Origin of the sequence: Cronobacter sp. HA18006 (assembly GCF_011605445.1) — a bacterium.
Lineage (GTDB): Bacteria > Pseudomonadota > Gammaproteobacteria > Enterobacterales > Enterobacteriaceae > Cronobacter > Cronobacter sakazakii.
Genome location: NZ_JAANQB010000024.1, coordinates 118748 through 137927 on the forward strand (window position 1 = coordinate 118748; position 19180 = coordinate 137927).

General features: G+C 54.5%; 17 protein-coding genes, 6 tRNA genes and 1 other RNA gene. 15 read left to right on the forward strand and 9 right to left on the reverse strand.

Annotated elements, in window-relative coordinates; translation table 11 throughout:
- Positions 1-78 precede the first annotated feature (78 nt).
- The gene (locus tag G9X48_RS18560; protein WP_004388528.1) at positions 79-435 is read left to right on the forward strand and encodes a DUF2502 domain-containing protein; all 357 of its coding nucleotides are present in this window, start codon (positions 79-81) and stop codon (positions 433-435) included.
- Between the two features lie 54 nt (positions 436-489).
- On the opposite strand, the gene G9X48_RS18565 is transcribed toward G9X48_RS18560, so the two are convergent.
- The gene (locus tag G9X48_RS18565; protein ID WP_007869776.1) at positions 490-1728 is read right to left on the reverse strand and encodes an Nramp family divalent metal transporter; all 1239 of its coding nucleotides are present in this window, start codon (positions 1726-1728) and stop codon (positions 490-492) included.
- A 356-nt stretch (positions 1729-2084) separates the two neighbouring features.
- Between G9X48_RS18565 and G9X48_RS18570 the strand changes: the two genes are divergently transcribed.
- Positions 2085-3269, forward strand: a complete 1185-nt coding sequence (locus G9X48_RS18570) for a NupC/NupG family nucleoside CNT transporter (protein WP_007851542.1) — start codon at positions 2085-2087, stop codon at positions 3267-3269.
- 40 nt (positions 3270-3309) lie between these two features.
- Here G9X48_RS18570 and G9X48_RS18575 read toward each other — a convergent pair whose 3' ends face one another.
- The 3 genes from G9X48_RS18575 to G9X48_RS18585 all read right to left on the reverse strand — a co-directional run bounded on the left by G9X48_RS18575 (position 3310) and on the right by G9X48_RS18585 (position 5864).
- Positions 3310-5499 (reverse strand): EAL domain-containing protein, encoded by a 2190-nt coding sequence (locus tag G9X48_RS18575; protein ID WP_007869783.1) that lies wholly within the window; start codon positions 5497-5499, stop codon positions 3310-3312.
- Between the two features lie 169 nt (positions 5500-5668).
- Positions 5669-5744 (reverse strand) — tRNA-Ala (locus G9X48_RS18580).
- A 44-nt stretch (positions 5745-5788) separates the two neighbouring features.
- Positions 5789-5864: transfer RNA gene (locus G9X48_RS18585), tRNA-Ala, on the reverse strand.
- A gap of 220 nt (positions 5865-6084) precedes the next feature.
- Here G9X48_RS18585 and G9X48_RS18590 point away from each other — a divergent pair.
- Both G9X48_RS18590 and G9X48_RS18595 read left to right on the forward strand, forming a co-directional pair.
- A complete protein-coding gene (locus tag G9X48_RS18590) occupies positions 6085-6444 on the forward strand; it encodes a YfeC-like transcriptional regulator (RefSeq protein ID WP_004388524.1) in 360 nt (119 codons plus the stop codon).
- A 3-nt stretch (positions 6445-6447) separates the two neighbouring features.
- Positions 6448-6837, forward strand: a complete 390-nt coding sequence (locus tag G9X48_RS18595) for a YfeC-like transcriptional regulator (RefSeq protein ID WP_004388523.1) — start codon at positions 6448-6450, stop codon at positions 6835-6837.
- A gap of 25 nt (positions 6838-6862) precedes the next feature.
- Here G9X48_RS18595 and gltX read toward each other — a convergent pair whose 3' ends face one another.
- Positions 6863-8278 (reverse strand): glutamate--tRNA ligase, encoded by a 1416-nt coding sequence (gene gltX / locus G9X48_RS18600; RefSeq protein ID WP_054625766.1) that lies wholly within the window; start codon positions 8276-8278, stop codon positions 6863-6865.
- Positions 8279-8538: 260 nt separating this feature from the next.
- Between gltX and G9X48_RS18605 the strand changes: the two genes are divergently transcribed.
- The 6 genes from G9X48_RS18605 to G9X48_RS18630 all read left to right on the forward strand — a co-directional run bounded on the left by G9X48_RS18605 (position 8539) and on the right by G9X48_RS18630 (position 9612).
- A tRNA-Val gene (locus G9X48_RS18605) sits at positions 8539-8614 on the forward strand.
- Between the two features lie 40 nt (positions 8615-8654).
- A tRNA-Val gene (locus G9X48_RS18610) sits at positions 8655-8730 on the forward strand.
- Between the two features lie 48 nt (positions 8731-8778).
- Positions 8779-8854: transfer RNA gene (locus G9X48_RS18615), tRNA-Val, on the forward strand.
- A gap of 4 nt (positions 8855-8858) precedes the next feature.
- Positions 8859-8934, forward strand: a tRNA-Lys gene (locus tag G9X48_RS18620).
- A 29-nt stretch (positions 8935-8963) separates the two neighbouring features.
- Positions 8964-9096: non-coding RNA, RtT sRNA (locus tag G9X48_RS18625), on the forward strand.
- Positions 9097-9270: 174 nt separating this feature from the next.
- Positions 9271-9612 carry a FlxA-like family protein gene (locus tag G9X48_RS18630; protein ID WP_054625793.1) on the forward strand — a complete coding sequence of 114 codons (342 nt, stop codon included), beginning with the start codon at positions 9271-9273 and terminating at the stop codon, positions 9610-9612.
- 80 nt (positions 9613-9692) lie between these two features.
- Here G9X48_RS18630 and G9X48_RS18635 read toward each other — a convergent pair whose 3' ends face one another.
- From G9X48_RS18635 to zipA, 3 genes are all read right to left on the reverse strand, one after another.
- Complete coding sequence (locus G9X48_RS18635; protein ID WP_007763006.1) at positions 9693-9908, reverse strand: DUF3820 family protein; 216 nt, start codon at positions 9906-9908, stop codon at positions 9693-9695.
- Between the two features lies 1 nt (position 9909).
- Complete coding sequence (ligA, locus tag G9X48_RS18640; RefSeq protein ID WP_012124102.1) at positions 9910-11928, reverse strand: NAD-dependent DNA ligase LigA; 2019 nt, start codon at positions 11926-11928, stop codon at positions 9910-9912.
- A gap of 68 nt (positions 11929-11996) precedes the next feature.
- A complete protein-coding gene (gene zipA, locus G9X48_RS18645; RefSeq protein ID WP_038879905.1) occupies positions 11997-12956 on the reverse strand; it encodes a cell division protein ZipA in 960 nt (319 codons plus the stop codon).
- Positions 12957-13186: 230 nt separating this feature from the next.
- Here zipA and cysZ point away from each other — a divergent pair, with 230 nt between their 5' ends.
- The 5 genes from cysZ to crr all read left to right on the forward strand — a co-directional run bounded on the left by cysZ (position 13187) and on the right by crr (position 18025).
- The gene (gene cysZ / locus G9X48_RS18650; protein WP_004385845.1) at positions 13187-13948 is read left to right on the forward strand and encodes a sulfate transporter CysZ; all 762 of its coding nucleotides are present in this window, start codon (positions 13187-13189) and stop codon (positions 13946-13948) included.
- Between the two features lie 146 nt (positions 13949-14094).
- Positions 14095-15066, forward strand: coding sequence for a cysteine synthase A (gene cysK, locus G9X48_RS18655; RefSeq protein ID WP_004385844.1), 972 nt, complete (start codon positions 14095-14097; stop codon positions 15064-15066).
- A 383-nt stretch (positions 15067-15449) separates the two neighbouring features.
- Positions 15450-15707, forward strand: a complete 258-nt coding sequence (gene ptsH / locus G9X48_RS18660; protein WP_000487600.1) for a phosphocarrier protein Hpr — start codon at positions 15450-15452, stop codon at positions 15705-15707.
- Between the two features lie 43 nt (positions 15708-15750).
- Complete coding sequence (gene ptsI / locus G9X48_RS18665) at positions 15751-17478, forward strand: phosphoenolpyruvate-protein phosphotransferase PtsI (protein WP_007795342.1); 1728 nt, start codon at positions 15751-15753, stop codon at positions 17476-17478.
- Between the two features lie 43 nt (positions 17479-17521).
- Complete coding sequence (gene crr / locus G9X48_RS18670) at positions 17522-18025, forward strand: PTS glucose transporter subunit IIA (RefSeq protein ID WP_004385842.1); 504 nt, start codon at positions 17522-17524, stop codon at positions 18023-18025.
- Positions 18026-18220: 195 nt separating this feature from the next.
- On the opposite strand, the gene cysM is transcribed toward crr, so the two are convergent.
- Positions 18221-19132, reverse strand: coding sequence for a cysteine synthase CysM (gene cysM, locus G9X48_RS18675; protein WP_007869807.1), 912 nt, complete (start codon positions 19130-19132; stop codon positions 18221-18223).
- Positions 19133-19180: the final 48 nt, after the last annotated feature.

Sequence of the window (19180 nt, forward strand, 5' to 3'; positions counted from 1 at the left end):
AGCGATGCTGCAGGGATTTACAGGTCCGTAATATTACTGCAACAGGCCACTACGGCCCCGATCGTGAAGGAGATAAGTATGTTCAGGTCACTGATTCTTGCAGCAGCGTTACTGGCGGGCACCGCGCCGCTTATCGCCAGCGCTGGTGAAATCACCCTGTTGCCATCCATCAAATTACAAATTGGCGATCGCGACAATTACGGTAACTACTGGGACGGCGGCCGCTGGCGCGACCGCGACTACTGGCGTAACCATTATGAGTGGCGCGGCGACCGCTGGTGGCGTCATGACAATGGCCTGCACCGCGGATGGGATAAACATCGCGGCTGGGATGACCGCCGGGCGTATGAACGCGGCTATCGTGAAGGCTGGAACGATCGCGATGACCGTCGCGGCTGGGGTAAACATGGCCGCGGCCATGGTCATCACCACTGATTTCACACGCTACATCACAAAAAGGCAGGCTTAGCGCCTGCCTTTTTTACGTCGTTATAACCCGAGCGCCGTGCCCACCAGCAGCCAGATATTGAGTGCCACCACCAGTACGACAATCGCCCAGCCTGTACGTTTTACCCACGGCGTGTTCACCAGCTCGCCCATCAACGTTTTGTTGCTGGTAAAAAAGAGCAGCGGCACCAGCGCCAGCGCGATACCAAAGCTCAGCAGCACCTGGCTCATCACCAGAATACGCGTCGGATCAAGGCCCATCAGAATGACAATAAACGACGGTGCCATGGTGACCGCGCGGCGCACCCAGAGCGGAATACTGAAGCGTACAAACCCCTGCATCACTACCTGCCCTGCCAGCGTGCCCACCACTGTGGAAGAGAGACCCGCCGCCACCAGACTTAAACCAAAAATGGTTGCTGCCGCGTGGCTCAGCAGCGGTTCGAGTGTCAGGTACGCCTGATCAAGCTCCGCCACTTTGGTGTGTCCGCTGAAGTGAAACGCCGCCGCCGCGGTCGCCATCATCGCCAGATTCACAAAACCGGCGATGGTCATGGCAATCGCCACGTCCCATTTGGTCGCCGAGTAGCGCTCTTTGCGCGAGCCGTCATGCAGGTTTTGCGTGAGCGACGAGTGCAGATAGATAACGTGCGGCATTATAGTCGCACCCAGCACGCCTGCGGCCAGGAACACCGCTTCGGACGTCGGCAGGCTTGGGATCAGCATCCCTTTACCGAGTTCCGCCAGTTTCGGCTGCGAGAAGAAAAGCTCGACGATATAGGCCGCCGCCACAAACAGCAGCAGCCCGCCGATGACTTTCTCAAGCGGCTTTTGCCCGCGCTTTTGCAGCATCAGGATCAGAAACGTGGCGATACCCGTCAGTACCGCGCCCTGCAGAAGCGATACGCCAAGAATGAGTTTAAAGCCTATCGCCGCGCCAATAAATTCCGCGAGATCGGTCGCCATCGCGATGATCTCCGCCTGCACCCAGTAAAACCAGACAACCGGGCGCGGATAGTGATCGCGAATTTGCTCGGCGAGATTTTTGCCCGTCGCGATGCCAAGCTTGGCCGAGAGCACCTGAATCAGCATCGCCATCAGGTTCGCCCAGACGACGACCCACAACAGCTGATAGCCAAAGCTCGCGCCTGCCTGAATATTGGTCGCAAAGTTACCCGGATCGATATAGCCAATGGCAGCGATGAAAGCTGGCCCCATCAGCGCCAGCCTTAACTTCCGCGCTGTACGGCCACGATTTTGCTCAACGCGAGTGTGGTTCATGCTCTGCCTCTGAAATATAGCCTTTGCTATGTTTCATGCTACCAAAATGAGAATGATTATCAAGTTCATTAAACCGGACAATCCTTAATGGCTCTGATAGCTGAAATCAATGAAAGGTGGGTTAAGATCGAGGAATACGCGGAAAATTCTTTGCCGTGCGCCCACGTATGTTAAAAGTGTAGCAGCAAAAGATAACCTTTCACTGCTTTACGCAACATAACATTTTTGTATGTTTGATCACTCTTTTAGCGTTTGGTCACATGACGTAACTATAGTGTGTTGCAGATCTCGTTTTCTAAATGGTTGTTGCATAGAATGTGCACGGAAATTAAACCTGCCTCATATTTGGAGCAAATATGTCCCGCGTTCTTCATTTCGTTTTGGCGCTCGCCGTTGTAGCGCTGCTTGCTTTGCTGGTCAGTCATGACCGCAAAAAAATTCGTCTGCCTTATATTGGCCTGCTGCTGGTGCTTGAAGTGCTGCTGGCCTGGTTCTTCCTTAATTCAAATATTGGCCTGGGCTTTGTTAAAGGCTTTGCCGATATGTTTGAAAAACTGCTCGGCTTTGCTAATGAAGGGACAAACTTTGTCTTCGGCAAAATGAACGATGAAGGTCTGGCATTCTTCTTCCTGAAAGTGCTTTGCCCTATCGTCTTTATCTCTGCGTTAATCGGTATTCTGCAACACATTCGCGTACTGCCGATTGTTATCCGGGCTATCGGTACGGTTCTCTCTAAAGTGAACGGTATGGGTAAACTGGAATCCTTTAACGCGGTAAGCTCGCTGATTCTGGGACAATCAGAAAACTTTATCGCCTATAAGGATATTCTCGGCAAAATGTCACGCAACCGTATGTACACCATGGCCGCAACTGCGATGTCCACGGTGTCCATGTCTATCGTCGGCGCGTACATGACCATGCTGAAACCGCAGTACGTGGTGGCGGCGCTGATCCTGAATATGTTCAGCACCTTTATCGTCCTCTCCATCATCAACCCGTACCGCGTTGAGAATGAAGAAGATTTGCAGATGTCTAACCTGCATGAAGGGCAGAGCTTCTTCGAAATGCTGGGCGAGTACATTCTGGCAGGTTTCAAAGTGGCGATTATCGTAGCCGCGATGCTGATTGGCTTTATCGCGCTGATTTCTGGTCTGAACGCGCTGTTCGCCGCAGTGCTGGGCATCTCCTTCCAGGGTATTCTGGGCTACATCTTCTACCCGGTTGCCTGGGTGATGGGCGTGCCGGCTAACGAAGCGCTGCAGGTCGGCAGTATTATGGCGACCAAACTGGTCTCCAACGAATTCGTCGCGATGATGGATTTGCAGAAACTGGCAGGCACGATTTCTCCGCGCGCGGAAGGCATTCTGTCGGTATTCCTGGTGTCGTTCGCTAACTTCTCTTCTATCGGCATCATCGCCGGCGCTATCAAAGGCCTGAACGAAGAGCAGGGCAACGTGGTTTCCCGCTTTGGCCTGAAGCTGGTGTACGGCTCTACGCTTGTGAGCGTGCTCTCTGCGTCCATCGCCGCACTCGTGCTGTAATCAAAACGATACTTAAAAACCGGGGCAAGCCCCGGTTTTTTTATGCCTCGCGCTCAAGCCGTTCTGGCCGCCCCGGCAGATAGCCCTGAATGTATTCCACGCCAAGCGCAAACAGCAGATCGCGCTGCGCTGGCGTTTCCACAAACTCTGCCACGACAGTCAGCGAACGCGCTTTCGCCAGATCGCAAATCGATTTCACCACCAGCGCGTCAAAGGTATTGCTCACCACGTTACGTATAAAATAGCCGTCGATTTTAATAATGTCAGCCTGTAAATTTTTAAGCCGCTCGAAGTTAGCGTAACCGGTCCCAAAATCATCAATGGCGATGCAAAACCCTCGCGCCTGCAACAGCGCAATATTTTGAACGGTGTTTTCCGACCCCGAGAGCGCCTGCTCTTCTGTTACCTCCAGGATCACCGCGCTGATGGGCACCCGGTAGCGCTCAAACAGTGCGATAGCCTGTTGAGCGATGCCCTGCTGTTCCAGCGTTAAGGGCATCAGGTTCACGGAGAAGCGCGCGCCAGGACGCGTTTGCGGGTGGGTATGCAGGTAAATAAGGAGTTTCTCAAGCACCTGCATATCGAAACGCGCGCTGAGATTAAAGCGGGTGATAAGAGGAATAAATTTGGCGGGCATGATGAGTTCGCCATCGCACTCAAGGCGCGCCAGGATCTCGGCATACCCCTCGCCTTGTGCGTTTTGTATCGGTTGTGCAAACAGCGTAACGCCCCCTTCTGAAAGCGCCTGTTTGACTTTCTGCAGCATAAGCACCGGCTCGCTGGTTTGCCCGGAAAGCCCCTGACTGCGGCTCTCCAGCGCCACGACCGGATCGCCGGGGCCAGCAACCTCTGCCAGATAACTGAGTTGCCCAATGGTGCGGTAGAGCTCTTCTGGTGTCTGTGCCCGAGGCACGGGTGCCCAGGCGGCGCTATAGTCGAGCTCAAGCTGCGCGCCATTCCACTGAATACGTTTGCTGTTCAGCAAATCCACCAGGTGGCGCAACCGGCTCTGCGGCTCCGGGCCTGCCAGATAAATGAGCAGGTCGCTGTCGGGCAACTGAAAGACTTTCTCACCGGTGTTAAGCCAGGGCAGCAGCAGCGTCGTGACCTCTTTTTTGCACTGAATGCGCATCATGAGGCCATAGTGGCGGCTCAGAAACTCAAGATTAGCGACGCGCAGGCAGCAGAGCGCGCCCCCGGAGATGCCTTGCAGGTGCCGCTCCAGCGCACGCAGGTTCGGCAGGCGGGTAAGCGGGTCGGTCAAGGCGAGCATACGGTACTGCCGTTTCATCCATTCACTCTTGTTAAAAATGACCGTCATGAAACGCATTGAAACCGTAAATGCGATAAAGCCAGACAGCATAAACGCCAGTAAAAAGCCGTTTTTTTCAGCCGGTAAAAAGTTGCTGCTGCTGCCCAGTAATAATAACAATGAAAAAGACCACAACAGCGTAATTAACACCGGCCCAATAAGGAAAATTCCGGCGGTAAATAAAACAAAGATGACTGGCAGCGTATAGATCGAAATCAAAAATAGTTTAAAGGGCAACAGGAAGAGTATCAGCAGAATGAAGACGCCCGCAAACCACCCTGCGGCCAGCACTTTCTTTTCAGGTGCCAGCAGCGGAATAACGCAACGATGCCAGAAAGCCCGCGCAAAAGCCGGGCTTAACGCCATACGAACGGGATAATAAAAAATATCGACAAAAATTACCGAGGCCGCCATTAACCCCTGCACGGTGACAACACTATAAAACGAGGTGCTTTCACCAAAGTAAGATGAAATAACCTCTGGATAATCAAGCCAGTAGCCTGAAAACATCATTAAAAACTTTATCAGACAAGGGGCTAACAGACCGGGCAGAAACAGCCGCAGCCCGGTACTGTGACGGGAGAGCGCAAAGCGCCAGCGCGGGCCTTTTAACGCGCGAAGAATAGCGCAAGTCAGAATCACCGGTAATAAAAAACTCGCGATAAACGCCAGCAGTTGTTGGCTATTTAACGGGAAAAACCAGCCATAAAAAAATAAAAAAGTGATGACCAGAGGAAATAATGCATAGCGACCGAAAAGATAAATCATCGCCAGCATCAGGCTTAGCGGTAAAAACGTTAAATATATTCCCGCGCCATCGATAATGGCTTTGGGAGATAACAGGCGCGCTAGCGGCAACAGCAGGACGCAGAGCAATAACGCGATGCCTGACTTACGCAAACCGTAGCGAGCATTCATAGGGAGCTTCTCAGGCATCAGGGCGGCGTGTCGTACAGACTCTAATAATAAAAACCTTTCGACGGGCTGGCAAGGAAATGGCAGAGAACAAAGCACGAGCCGTCAGTGGCGAACCGCGCGCAAGATCCTGAAAGCAAAAACCCCCGCTATTAAGCGAGGGTTTCAATTTTGGTGGAGCTAAGCGGGATCGAACCGCTGACCTCTTGCATGCCATGCAAGCGCTCTCCCAGCTGAGCTATAGCCCCACGAGATTTTAGTGTTACTGACCAAACCTGATGGGATGTAGGTTTGGTGGAGCTAAGCGGGATCGAACCGCTGACCTCTTGCATGCCATGCAAGCGCTCTCCCAGCTGAGCTATAGCCCCGTCGGAACACCTTGTCGCGTTGACGGGCGGGATAATAAGAATTCCACCGGACAGTGTCAACGCCAAATTCATCTTTGCCTTTCAAGTGCCGAAAAAGGCAGCAAAAAGGTTCCAAAAACGCGGTTCTCCCGATACGCTGTAGTTATTCACGTCACAGTTTCATGTACTGTGTTCTTGTACGATTAACTACTAACAGGTTTACATTTTGTAAGGATTAGTCATGGTCAAGGATCGAATGACCCCGGACGAGCTGGCGCACTATACCGGATATAGCCGCCAGACGATCAATAAGTGGGTGCGTAGAGAAGGCTGGCATACATCGCCGAAGCCAGGCGTGCAGGGCGGTAAAGCGCGCGTTATTCATATTGATGAAGAGGTGCTGTCATTTATCCGCAGCGCCCGCCGCGTCTCTGACAACGTGGCCCCTTACACAGCCACGGTCGACGCGCCGCTGGAAAATCTGCTGCTAAATTCATTGCGAGAGATGAGTCAGTCAGAGCAAAAACAGCTGACCTCGTTACTGCTGCGCGAAGGCATAGCCGGACTGTTGCAGCGTCTGGATATTCGCCATACGGATTAACGCATGAACCAATTTACACGCTGGATGACAGCGGGAGAACTGGGCGAGCTGTCAGGCTACACGGCCCAGGCCATCAGCCGCTGGGCGCGAAAGTATGGCTGGAAGCGCATTCCGCTTAAAGGGCGTAAAGGCGGCGCGCTGTTAATTCTTATCACGCAGCAGGTGTATGACTATTTCCTTGCTACCGATAAGCTGCGCTATTCCGCGCATCTTTATAACCGCATTGAAGAGACCCCTGCGCCCTACGTGACCTGGGATAACGAGATGATGGCACAGTTTATTCGCACGCTGGAGATGCTGAGCCCTCAGGAGCAGGCGCGCCTGAGCGAACTCATCAGCGAAGAAGGAGCGGCGGGCCTGGTGAAAAGGCTCGGCCTTCGCGACGAAAAGTAAAAGCCGGCGTGCGCCGGCTTTTTTATTACTCCTGGTTTTCGCGCTCGGCGATAAACGCCAGCGCTTTATTGATACGTTCCACGCTTCGGGATTTGCCAATCGCGTGAACTGTCACATCCAGGCCCGGCGACTGCCCTGCCCCGGTCACTGCGACGCGCAGCGGCATACCGACTTTACCCATGCCCACTTCCAGCTCATCAGCCGTGGCCTGAATGGCGTGGTGCACGTTTTCGGCAGTCCAGTCGGTCAGGGCGGCGAGTTTATCGCGCACCACTTCCAGCGGCTGGCGCGCCACCGGGCGCAGATGTTTTTTCGCCGCGTCGGCGTCAAACTCGCTGAAATCTTCGTAAAAATAGCGGCAGGTTTGCGCCATTTCTTTAAGGGTTTTGCAGCGCTCACCCAGCAGTTTCACCAGCTCCGCCAGCTGTGGGCCGTTGCGGGTATCGATATTTTCCTGCTCGATATGCCACTGCAGATGCGTCGCCACATATTCCGGCGCCAGCGTATTAATATAGTGGTGGTTCAGCCACAGCAGTTTATCGGTATTGAACGCGCTCGCCGATTTACTGACCGCGTCAAGCGTAAAGAATTTGATCATCTCTTCACGAGAGAAGATCTCCTGATCGCCGTGGGACCAGCCCAGACGCACCAGATAGTTCAGCAGCGCTTCCGGCAGGTAGCCGTCGTCGCGGTACTGCATAACACTCACCGCGCCGTGACGTTTAGAGAGTTTTTTACCGTCATCGCCGTTGATCATAGAGACGTGCGCGTACAGCGGCACCGGCGCGCCCAGCGCTTTCAGAATGTTGATCTGGCGCGGCGTGTTGTTGATATGGTCTTCGCCACGGATCACGTGCGTGATTTCCATATCCCAGTCGTCCACCACCACACAGAAGTTGTAGGTCGGGGAGCCGTCAGTACGACGGATAATCAGATCGTCAAGCTCAAGGTTGCTGAACTCAATCGGGCCGCGGATTTGATCGTCAAACACGACGGAGCCATCCTGCGGGTTCGCAAAACGCACGACGCAAGGCTCATCGTCAGCATGATGCTCATGGCTGTGGCGGCAACGGCCGTCGTAACGCGGCTTTTCACCCTTCGCCATCTGCTCTTCGCGCAGCGCTTCCAGACGCTCTTTCGAGCAATAGCATTTATATGCCGTACCCGCCGCCAGCATTTCATCAATGACCGCGTTGTAGCGATCGAAGCGTTTGGTCTGGAAATACGGGCCTTCATCCCACTCCAGGCTCAGCCAGTTCATCCCATCCATAATGGCTTCGATGGCTTCCGGCGTGGAGCGCTCAAGATCGGTGTCTTCGATACGCAGCACAAATTCGCCGCCCTGATTGCGGGCGAAAAGCCAGGAATAAAGAGCGGTACGGGCGCCACCGACGTGCAGATAGCCGGTCGGGCTTGGCGCGAAGCGGGTTTTGATTTTCATTGATTGGCCTTAGTGTTAAACAATGCCATTAAGCGGCACATGCCAGGGAGTGACAAAGTGGGCAATATTCTACCACCGTGCGCTGATTCCTCAATGTTGATACCTTCCACCCCTTATTTTCCGGCGTTATCTGTTGAGAAATCATACCTTAACGACCATAAAATCAGCGCACTGTCTAATTTTACGACGAACAAACAAAAACTTTGGAAAAGGCGTTGACTCATTTTCAACTCTCCCTATAATGCGACTCCACACAGCGGGGGTGATTAGCTCAGCTGGGAGAGCACCTCCCTTACAAGGAGGGGGTCGGCGGTTCGATCCCGTCATCACCCACCACTCTAAGTGGTTCCCGCCGTGTAGATAAGAAATGAGAAGTGGGTGATTAGCTCAGCTGGGAGAGCACCTCCCTTACAAGGAGGGGGTCGGCGGTTCGATCCCGTCATCACCCACCACTTTCTCGCCAGCGAATTTCTTGTCATTAGTAACAGAAGTACCGAAGTGGGTGATTAGCTCAGCTGGGAGAGCACCTCCCTTACAAGGAGGGGGTCGGCGGTTCGATCCCGTCATCACCCACCACTTCGGGTCGTTAGCTCAGTTGGTAGAGCAGTTGACTTTTAATCAATTGGTCGCAGGTTCGAATCCTGCACGACCCACCAATGTAAAAAGGCGCCCTAAAGGCGCCTTTTTGCTTATCTGGACGTAAGAAAGATTCGAACCTGCAGCAGGTTTGAGTCGAGCCATTTATAGCGAGACAACGGAGCCGCTTGCGGCGACGGCCCGAAGGGCGAGCGAAGCGAGTCATCCTGCACGACCCACCAATGTAAAAAGGCGCCCTAAAGGCGCCTTTTTGCTATGCGCGTTATTCTCATCGCTCACGTCTTTCCATATCCACCCGCCCTGCTTCGCTTTTATCCATGATTTCTCCGTTAAACACTCAGTTTTCCCGTTGCGGTGCCGATACCTTCTCCAGGCTTATAAAAAAGGAGAACATGATGTCGACGACCATTACTGCATCAACCCCGTCAGTACAGACAAGCAGCAGCAGCGCATCCAGCGGCAACGATATTGCGTCACAGATCGCCCGCCTGACCCAGCAGATCACTAAACTTACGACCAAGCTTAAAGATCTCGCGACCAGCGAAGGCAGCGCGGAAGAGAAGCAGAAACAACAGCAGCTTATTCAAAACCAGATCAAAATGCTGCAGGCGCAGCTGGCTCAGTTGCAGCGTGAGCAGGCTGAACAGGCTGAACAGGCGCAGAAAAAACAGGAAAGCAAGCAGCTGGAAGCCTTGAAGCAGGCTTCCGGCGACCATCAGATTGACATCTACGTATAAGAACACGTTCTCACCGGCCGATAACAGGGCCACGGTGGAATGGCAGGAAAAATCACGGCGCGAAGGTTCGCGCCGTTTTTTCAGGGCTTTTTCAGCGGCTGAACCAGGTGGCCCAGCCCTTCTGATTTGATAAGCAGCGTCACCGCCATCAGCTCGCCGAGTTTGCCAGAGGGAAATTCATCCTTACGGGCAAACCACAGCAGGTACTCCTCCGGCAGGTCGATAAGCCGGCGGCCTTTGTATTTTCCAAACGGCATTTCCGTATTGGCGATAGCGATGAGTTGCTCTTTTTCCATATTACTCACCTAACAGACGCAGCATTTCCGCCTCGTCGATGACCTCAATGCCCAGCTCCTGCGCTTTCGCAAGCTTGGAGCCTGCCGCTTCACCGGCAATAAGCAGATCGGTTTTCTTCGACACGCTGCCGCTCACCTTCGCGCCCAGCGCGGCAAGCCGCGCTTTGGCGTCATCACGCGACATCTGGCTTAACGTCCCGGTCAGCACTACGGTTTTCCCGGCGAACGGGCTGTCTATCTCTTCGGCTTTCACCACCTGCGGCGCGGGCCAGTGAATGCCTACTTCTTCGGTAAGATCGCGAATGACAGCGCGGTTGCTCTCTTCTTCAAAGAAGTTGAACACATGCGTGGCGACCACGATGCCGACATCCGGTACTTTTTGCAGATCGTCAATCGAGGCGTTAATCAGCGCCTCCAGCGTGCCGAAATGCGCCGCAAGCCCGGCGGCGGTCGCCTCCCCCACTTCCCTGATGCCAAGGGCATACAGGAAGCGCGCAAACGTGGTCTCTTTGGCTTTCTCCAGCGCATTGACCAGATTTTGCGCCGATTTCGGCCCCATACGATCGAGCCCGGTCAGTTTGCCCGCCGTCAGACGGAACAGATCGGCAGGCGTATGCACATATTCTTTCTCAACCAGCTGATCGATGATTTTATCGCCCATGCCGTCTACATCCATCGCGCGGCGCGAGACGAAATGCTTGAGCGCCTCTTTACGCTGCGCGCCGCAGATAAGCCCGCCGGTGCAGCGCGTTACGGCCTCGCCTTCAACGCGCTCGACATCCGAGCCGCAAACCGGGCACTGCGCCGGGAAGACCACAGGCCGCGTCTCTTCCGGGCGTTCTGAGAGCACCACATTGACCACCTGCGGGATCACATCGCCCGCGCGGCGAATGACGACTTTATCGCCGATGCGCAACCCAAGGCGCGCTATCTCATCAGCGTTATGCAGCGTCGCGTTGCTCACCAGCACACCTGCCACCTGCACCGGCTCAAGGCGCGCCACCGGCGTGATAGCGCCGGTACGTCCGACCTGAAACTCCACGTCGCGTACGGTCGTCATCTGCTCCTGCGCCGGGAATTTAAACGCCACGGCCCAGCGCGGCGCACGCGCCACGAAGCCAAGCTGCTCCTGAAGCTCGAGCGAATCGACTTTAATCACCACGCCGTCGATATCAAACCCGAGCGTCGGCCTGTCGGCCTCGACCTGATGGTAAAACGCCAGCACCTCTTCCGGCGTTTTCACGAGACGAATACGATCGCTCACCGGCAGGCCCCAGGCTTTAAACTGTTGCAGACGTTCCATATGGCTGCGCGGCAGTTCGCCGCCTTCCAGCAGCCCGACGCCATAACAGAAAAACGTCAGCGGTCGTTTGGCCGTAACGCGCGGATCGAGTTGACGCAGCGAGCCTGCCGCCGCGTTACGCGGGTTCGCAAAAACTTTCCCACCGGTGCGCCGGGCTTCTTCGTTGATCTTTTCAAAGCCCGCCTGCGGCAGAAACACTTCGCCGCGCACTTCGAGGCGCGCCGGAATGTTGTCACCACGAAGCTTCAGCGGAATGGCGCGAATGGTGCGCACGTTGAGGGTGATGTCTTCGCCGGTGGTGCCGTCGCCGCGAGTGGCGGCGCGGACCAGCAGACCATTTTCATACAACAGGCTGACCGCCAGGCCATCAAGTTTCAGTTCGCAGCAGTACACCAGCGCATCGGTGCTTTTCAGGCGATCCTGTACGCGTTTGTTGAACGCCAGAAAACTCGCCTCGTCAAACACGTTGTCCAGCGAGAGCATCGGCACTTCATGTCGCACCTGGCTGAACTCGGTCAGCGGCGCGGCGCCAACGCGCTGGGTAGGCGAATCGGGCGTCACCAGCTCCGGATGCGCCTCTTCCAGCGCGCGCAACTCGCGCATCAGGCGATCGTATTCGGCGTCCGGCACTTCCGGCGCGTCCATAACGTGGTAGAGAAATTCATGATGGCGAAGCGTGGTTCGCAGTTGAGTCAGTTTTTCTTCGATTGATTCCATAACGCACCATCAATGATAAAAAACCCCCGACAGGCGGGGGTTAGGGGAGAAAACTTAACGGCGGGAGGTTAACCGTTCGCCTCTTTCACATCGCGAATTCTGTCCTGATATTCACGCAGCTTTTGCGGCGTCATCATACGGCGCTGATCGTCCAGCACCACGCCGCCGACTTCATCGGCAATATGCTGCGCCGACTGCAGCATTAGTTTGAAGTTTTGCAGTTCATCGCCAAAGCCCGGCACCTGCATGAAAATGGTGATGCCCGGCGTGGTGAAATCAGTCATGGTTTCTGGATCAAACGACCCGGGTTTAACCATATTCGCCAGGCTAAACAGCACCGGGCCACTGCCGTCCGGGCTCAGATGACGATGGAAAATATTCATGTCGCCAAACTTAAAGCCGGCCTGCTGAATACTGTTGAATAACACATCACCATTCAGCTGGCTGCCCGCGTGTGCCGCGACATTCATGATAATAACGGTTTCTTTCGGCTGCGGTTTTTCCGGGGTGCTCACAGGGGCCGGCTCAGCAACCGGCTCGGGCTGTGGCGCGGGCTCGGTGACCGGCTGCGGCGCAGGCTGGCGCATGGCAGGCTGTGCCGGTGCGGGCTGCGACGGTTGCGGCGCGGTCTGGCGAACCGGCTGTGGTTCTTGCGGCTGATGCAGGGGCGCTTGCGGCGCTTCCCTGTAAGCCACTTCTGGCTCCGGCTCGACCGGCTCGCGAACAGGCTGACGCGGCTGCGAAGGCGCGTAAGGCGGCTGATAGTTATGCTGAGGCTGGCGAGCAGGCGCGCTTTCCGGCACCGGCGCGCTGCGGCGCACGCGAACTTCGCCAACGCCGTCATCATCCGGCTCATCGACGTCGTCTTCGTCTTCATCCTCATCGCGCTTCGATTTCATGCGCTTCATCGGACGATCGCGGAACATAGAAGAACGCTCCTTACGGCTGGTCCACAGACCGTGCACCAGTAAGGCGATTATGGCGATCGCGCCAACAATGATTAATATCAGACGCAAATCCTGCATCATTATATTCTCTGTTGTTCTAACACCTTGCCATGACGGCAAACATTTACTCACTAAGAGTATTTGCCCATTACGGCAAGTGCAAGTGCGCGCTCGGTTTTCCGGACAGAAAGATGAAAGAAATCGTGCTTTTTGCTGTTTTTTCGACCATTTATCGGGTGGCGCAAATTTCCCTCTCGGTTAAGATAACCGGGCCCCGGTTCGGGGAGGCTAATAAGGAGCTTTGCGGAACTATGGTTTCAACGACAGGCGCGGGTTCGCGCAGCGGTCTGTACTACCTTTCAGAAGGATTCAGGCTGATAAGCCAGCCCGGCATTCGGCGCTTCGTCATCCTTCCCCTTCTGGTCAATTTCCTGTTGATGGGCGGCGCGTTCTGGTGGCTGTTTACCCGCCTCGATAACTGGATCCCGCAACTCATGTCCCATGTACCGGACTGGCTGCAGTGGCTTAATTACCTGCTCTGGCCCCTCGCGGTTATCTCCATTGTTCTTGTTTTCGGCTATTTCTTTTCGACGGTGGCGAACTGGATAGCCGCGCCGTTTAACGGCCTGCTGGCGGAACAATTGGAAGCACGCCTCACCGGCGCCACGCCGCCGGATACCGGTATTCTCGGCATCATGAAAGATTTGCCGCGCATTATGAAACGCGAATGGCAAAAGCTCGCCTGGTATCTGCCCCGCGCGCTGGTGCTGTTGCTGCTCTACTTTATTCCGGGTATTGGCCAGACCGTCGCACCCGTGCTGTGGTTCCTGTTTAGCGCCTGGATGCTCTCTATCCAGTACTGCGACTACCCGTTCGACAACCATAAAGTGCCGTTTAAAACCATGCGCGCGGCGCTGCGTGAGCGTAAAAGCTTAAATATGCAGTTCGGCGCGCTGGTCAGCCTTTTTACGCTGGTCCCGGTGCTGAATCTGGCGATTATGCCCGTCGCGGTTTGCGGCGCAACGGCGATGTGGGTGGATTGTTATCGCGGTAAACATGCGAGCTGGCGCTAGTCCGGCTGGCATATAGCCGGGCTTATTCCATACTCTTAAGCATTATTTCGCACGAGTATAACGATATACGAAATCCTTACTTCCTCACACGCGGTGAGCGGGTATGCTGGTGCGGTTCCCAAATTTCATACAGTTAAGGACGGGCTATGAGCAAGATTTTTGAAGACAACTCGTTGACTATTGGCCATACGCCGCTGGTTCGACTGAACCGCATCGGTAACGGACGCATTCTGGCGAAGGTGGAGTCACGTAACCCAAGCTTCAGCGTTAAGTGCCGTATCGGTGCCAATATGATTTGGGATGCGGAAAAGCGCGGCGTACTGAAGCCGGGCGTGGAGCTGGTCGAGCCGACCAGTGGTAACACCGGCATCGCGCTGGCGTATGTCGCCGCAGCCCGTGGTTATAAGCTGACGCTGACCATGCCGGAAACCATGAGCGTTGAGCGCCGTAAGCTGCTGAAAGCGCTGGGCGCAAATCTGGTACTGACCGAAGGCGCTAAAGGCATGAAAGGCGCTATCCAGAAAGCGGAAGAGATTGTCGCAAGCGATCCGTCGAAATATCTGCTGTTGCAGCAGTTCAGCAACCCGGCTAACCCGGAGATTCACGAAAAAACCACCGGCCCGGAAATCTGGGAAGATACGGACGGCCAGGTTGATGTATTTATCGCAGGCGTCGGTACTGGCGGTACGCTGACCGGCGTGAGCCGCTATATCAAAAATACCAAGGGTAAAACCGAGCTGATTACCGTCGCTGTTGAGCCGACCGATTCCCCAGTAATCGCCCAGGCAATCGCAGGTCAGGAGCTGAAACCAGGCCCGCATAAAATTCAGGGCATCGGCGCAGGGTTTATTCCGGGCAATCTGGATCTCAAACTGATCGATAAAGTTATCGGTATCACCAACGAAGAAGCCATCTCCACCGCGCGCCGCCTGATGGAAGAAGAAGGGATTCTGGCCGGTATCTCTTCCGGTGCCGCCGTTGCCGCTGCGCTCAAGCTTCAGGAAGATGAAACCTTTACCAATAAGAATATTGTGGTTATCCTGCCATCCTCGGGTGAGCGTTATTTAAGCACCGCGCTGTTCGCCGATCTCTTCACTGAGAAAGAACTGCAACAGTGATGCCAGATTGTTAAATATGCGCAAAAAAGCACCCAAAGGGGTGCTTTTTTGTGGCGTGCATCAAACTTTTGTCTTGTATGGCATTGCCTGGATCGGCCGGGTCTGGTATTTAACCAGCAATTATTTCGATGCGTGAAATTAATCCTGAGGCGAATTGATGTGTGCTGAATCGATTTAACGATTTGGTTATGCTACTTCGATCGCGTCATAATGATTAATGACGAGCGAAACGCGAGCCGCATGGAACAAAAAGCCATGCGTTTTTCGTGGTTCTGGCATCCGTGCTGCGTTCCGTTACGCCGACGCTAACAATACAGGCTAAAGTCACGCCGCCAGGCTAGACTTTAGTTCCACAAACTAAACCTATAAGTTGGGGAAATACAATGTTCCAGCAAGAAGTGACTATTACCGCTCCGAACGGTCTGCATACCCGCCCTGCTGCTCAGTTTGTAAAAGAAGCGAAAGGCTTCACCTCCGAGATCACTGTGACTTCCAACGGCAAAAGCGCCAGCGCAAAAAGCCTGTTTAAACTGCAGACTCTGGGCCTGACTCAGGGCACCGTTGTGACCATCTCCGCAGAAGGCGAAGATGAGCAGAAAGCAGTAGAGCATCTGGTAAAACTGATGGCTGAACTCGAGTAAGTTCCGGGTTCTTATTAAAATCAGTCACAAGTAAGGTAGGGTTATGATTTCAGGCATTTTAGCGTCTCCGGGTATCGCTTTCGGCAAAGCATTGCTGCTGAAAGAAGATGAAATTGTCATCGACCGGAAAAAAATTTCTGCCGATAAGGTTGATCAGGAAGTAGAACGTTTCCTGAGTGGTCGCGCCAAAGCCTCCGCTCAATTGGAAGCTATCAAGATCAAGGCCGGCGAAACTTTCGGTGAAGAAAAGGAAGCTATCTTCGAAGGCCACATCATGTTGCTGGAAGATGAAGAGCTGGAGCAGGAAATCATAGCCCTGATTAAAGATAAGCACATCACTGCCGACGCGGCAGCGCATGAAGTTATCGAAGGTCAGGCGACCGCCCTGGAAGAGCTGGATGATGAATACCTGAAAGAACGCGCCGCTGACGTGCGCGATATTGGTAAGCGTCTGCTGCGCAACATTCTGGGCCTGGCCATCATTGATTTAAGCTCCATCCAGGACGAAGTCATTCTGGTGGCAGCCGATTTAACCCCGTCGGAAACCGCACAGCTGAACCTGAAAAAGGTGCTGGGCTTTATTACCGATCTGGGCGGCCGTACTTCCCACACCTCCATCATGGCGCGCTCCCTTGAGCTGCCAGCGATTGTGGGCACCGGCAACGTCACCACTCAGGTGAAAAACGACGACTACCTGATCCTCGATGCGGTTAACAACAAAGTTTACGTTAACCCGACGAACGAAGAGATTGAATCCCTGCGCGCGATTCAGACTCAGGTTGCTGAAGAAAAAGCAGAGCTCGCGAAGCTCAAAGATCTGCCGGCCATCACCCTTGACGGCCACCAGGTTGAAGTCTGCGCGAACATCGGCACCGTGCGCGATGTCGCAGGCGCCGAGCGTAACGGCGCAGAAGGCGTAGGCCTCTACCGTACCGAATTCCTGTTCATGGACCGCGATTCTCTGCCAACCGAAGAAGAGCAGTTCCAGGCCTACAAAGCCGTTGCTGAAGCGTGCGGCTCGCAGGCCGTTATCGTGCGTACCATGGACATCGGCGGCGACAAAGAGCTGCCGTACATGAACTTCCCGAAAGAAGAAAACCCGTTCCTTGGCTGGCGTGCAATCCGCATCGCCATGGATCGTAAAGAGATCCTGCGCGATCAGCTGCGTGCCATCCTGCGCGCCTCCGCGTTCGGCAAACTGCGCATCATGTTCCCGATGATTATTTCGGTTGAAGAAGTGCGCGCGCTGAAAAAAGAGATCGAGATTTTCAAACAAGAACTGCGTGACGAAGGCAAAGCTTTCGACGAAACGATTGAAATCGGCGTCATGGTAGAAACCCCGGCGGCCGCGACTATCGCGCGCCACCTCGCTAAAGAAGTCGATTTCTTCAGTATTGGTACCAACGATCTGACGCAGTACACCCTGGCGGTTGACCGTGGTAATGATATGATATCGCATCTTTACCAGCCGATGTCACCGTCTGTCCTGAACCTCATCAAGCAAGTTATTGATGCATCTCATGCTGAAGGTAAGTGGACCGGCATGTGTGGTGAGCTTGCTGGCGACGAACGTGCTACACTTCTGTTGCTGGGGATGGGTCTGGATGAATTCAGTATGAGTGCCATTTCTATCCCGCGCATTAAGAAGATTATCCGTAACACGAACTTCGAAGATGCGAAGGTTTTAGCAGAGCAGGCTCTTGCTCAACCGACAACGGACGAGTTAATGACGCTGGTTAACAAGTTCATTGAAGAAAAAACAATCTGCTAATCCACGAGATGCGGCCCAAATTACTGCTTAGGAGAGAAGGCTAATGGGGTTATTTAGTAAACTGTTCGGTGATAAAGGCAATAGCGACACCGGAACCATTGAGATCGTTGCTCCACTGTCTGGTGAAATCGTTAATATTGAAGACGTGCCGGATGTAGTGTTCGCAGAGAAAATCGTTGGTGATGGCATCGCTATCAAACCGACCGGTAATAAAATGGTTGCGCCGGTTGATGGCACCATCGGTAAGATTTTCGAAACTAACCACGCTTTCTCTATCGAATCGGACAGTGGCATTGAGCTGTTCGTCCACTTCGGTATTGATACCGTTGAGCTGAAAGGCGAAGGCTTCAAACGCATCGCTGAAGAAGGCCAGCGCGTGAAGAAAGGCGATCCGGTTATCGAATTCGATCTGCCGCTGCTGGAAGAGAAAGCAAAATCCACGCTGACGCCGGTTGTTATTTCCAATATGGACGAAATCAAAGAGCTGACCAAGCTTTCTGGTAGCGTGACCGTCGGTGAAACGCCGGTAATCCGTATCAAGAAATAAGACTGACTCGTGTACAAAAATGGCGCCGCAAGGCGCCATTTTTTTATCCCTGCCCTTAACCGCGGGCTTCAACCAACCATGCGCCACCGGCGTTTCTTCTGACCGTTTCCGACCACCCTGCTGCTGGATCTTGATGGGTTACCGGAAAACGCGGCGGCTGAAATCCCCATCTGGCGTATGCCCGCCGTTATGGCGTTAAATCCCCGCGCCCTGGCTGTAAATCTCTTCGCTAAACACACCCGTGGAGAGATAGCGGTCGCCCCGGTCGCAAATAATCGCCACCACGACAGCCCCCGGATTCGCGCGCGCCACGCGCAGCGCGCCGCATACCGCGCCGCCGGAACTGACGCCGCAGAAAATGCCTTCTTTACGCGCCAGCTCACGCATCGTGCTTTCCGCATCACGATGATGAATATCCAGTACTTCATCCACCAGCGACGGGTCAAAAATCCCCGGCAGATACTCTGCGGGCCAGCGGCGAATACCCGGAATACTGCTGCCCTCTTCCGGCTGTAAGCCAACGATGGTCACCGGTTTGGCCTGCTCACGTAAGAAGCGGCTGACGCCGGTGATGGTGCCGGTCGTGCCCATGCTGGAGACAAAATGCGTGAGACGTCCTTCAGTCTGGCGCCAGATCTCCGGCCCGGTGGTCGTATAGTGCGCCCAGGGGTTATCCGGGTTATTGAACTGATCGAGAATAATCCCTTCGCCCCGTTTCGCCATTTCTGAGGCGAGATCGCGCGCGCCTTCCATTCCCTGTTCGCGGCTCACCAGCACCAGCTTCGCGCCATAGGCCTGCATCGCCGCCTTGCGCTCCATGCTCATGTTATCAGGCATCAGCAGCGTCATACGATACCCTTTGACGGCGGCGATCATCGCCAGCGCAATGCCGGTATTACCACTGGTGGCTTCAATCAGCGTATCGCCGGGCTTAATCTCACCGCGCGCTTCGGCGCGGGTAATCATCGCCAGCGCCGCCCTGTCCTTGACGGAGCCCGCCGGGTTATTGCCTTCGAGTTTGACCCAGATTTCACTGCCGTTGTCCGGCGCAAGGCGCTGGAGCTTCACCAGAGGGGTATTGCCGATCGTTTGTTCGAGTGTGTTCACGATGTTTACTCAATAAAAAAGCCGGGTATCGCTTCGCTTACCCGGCCT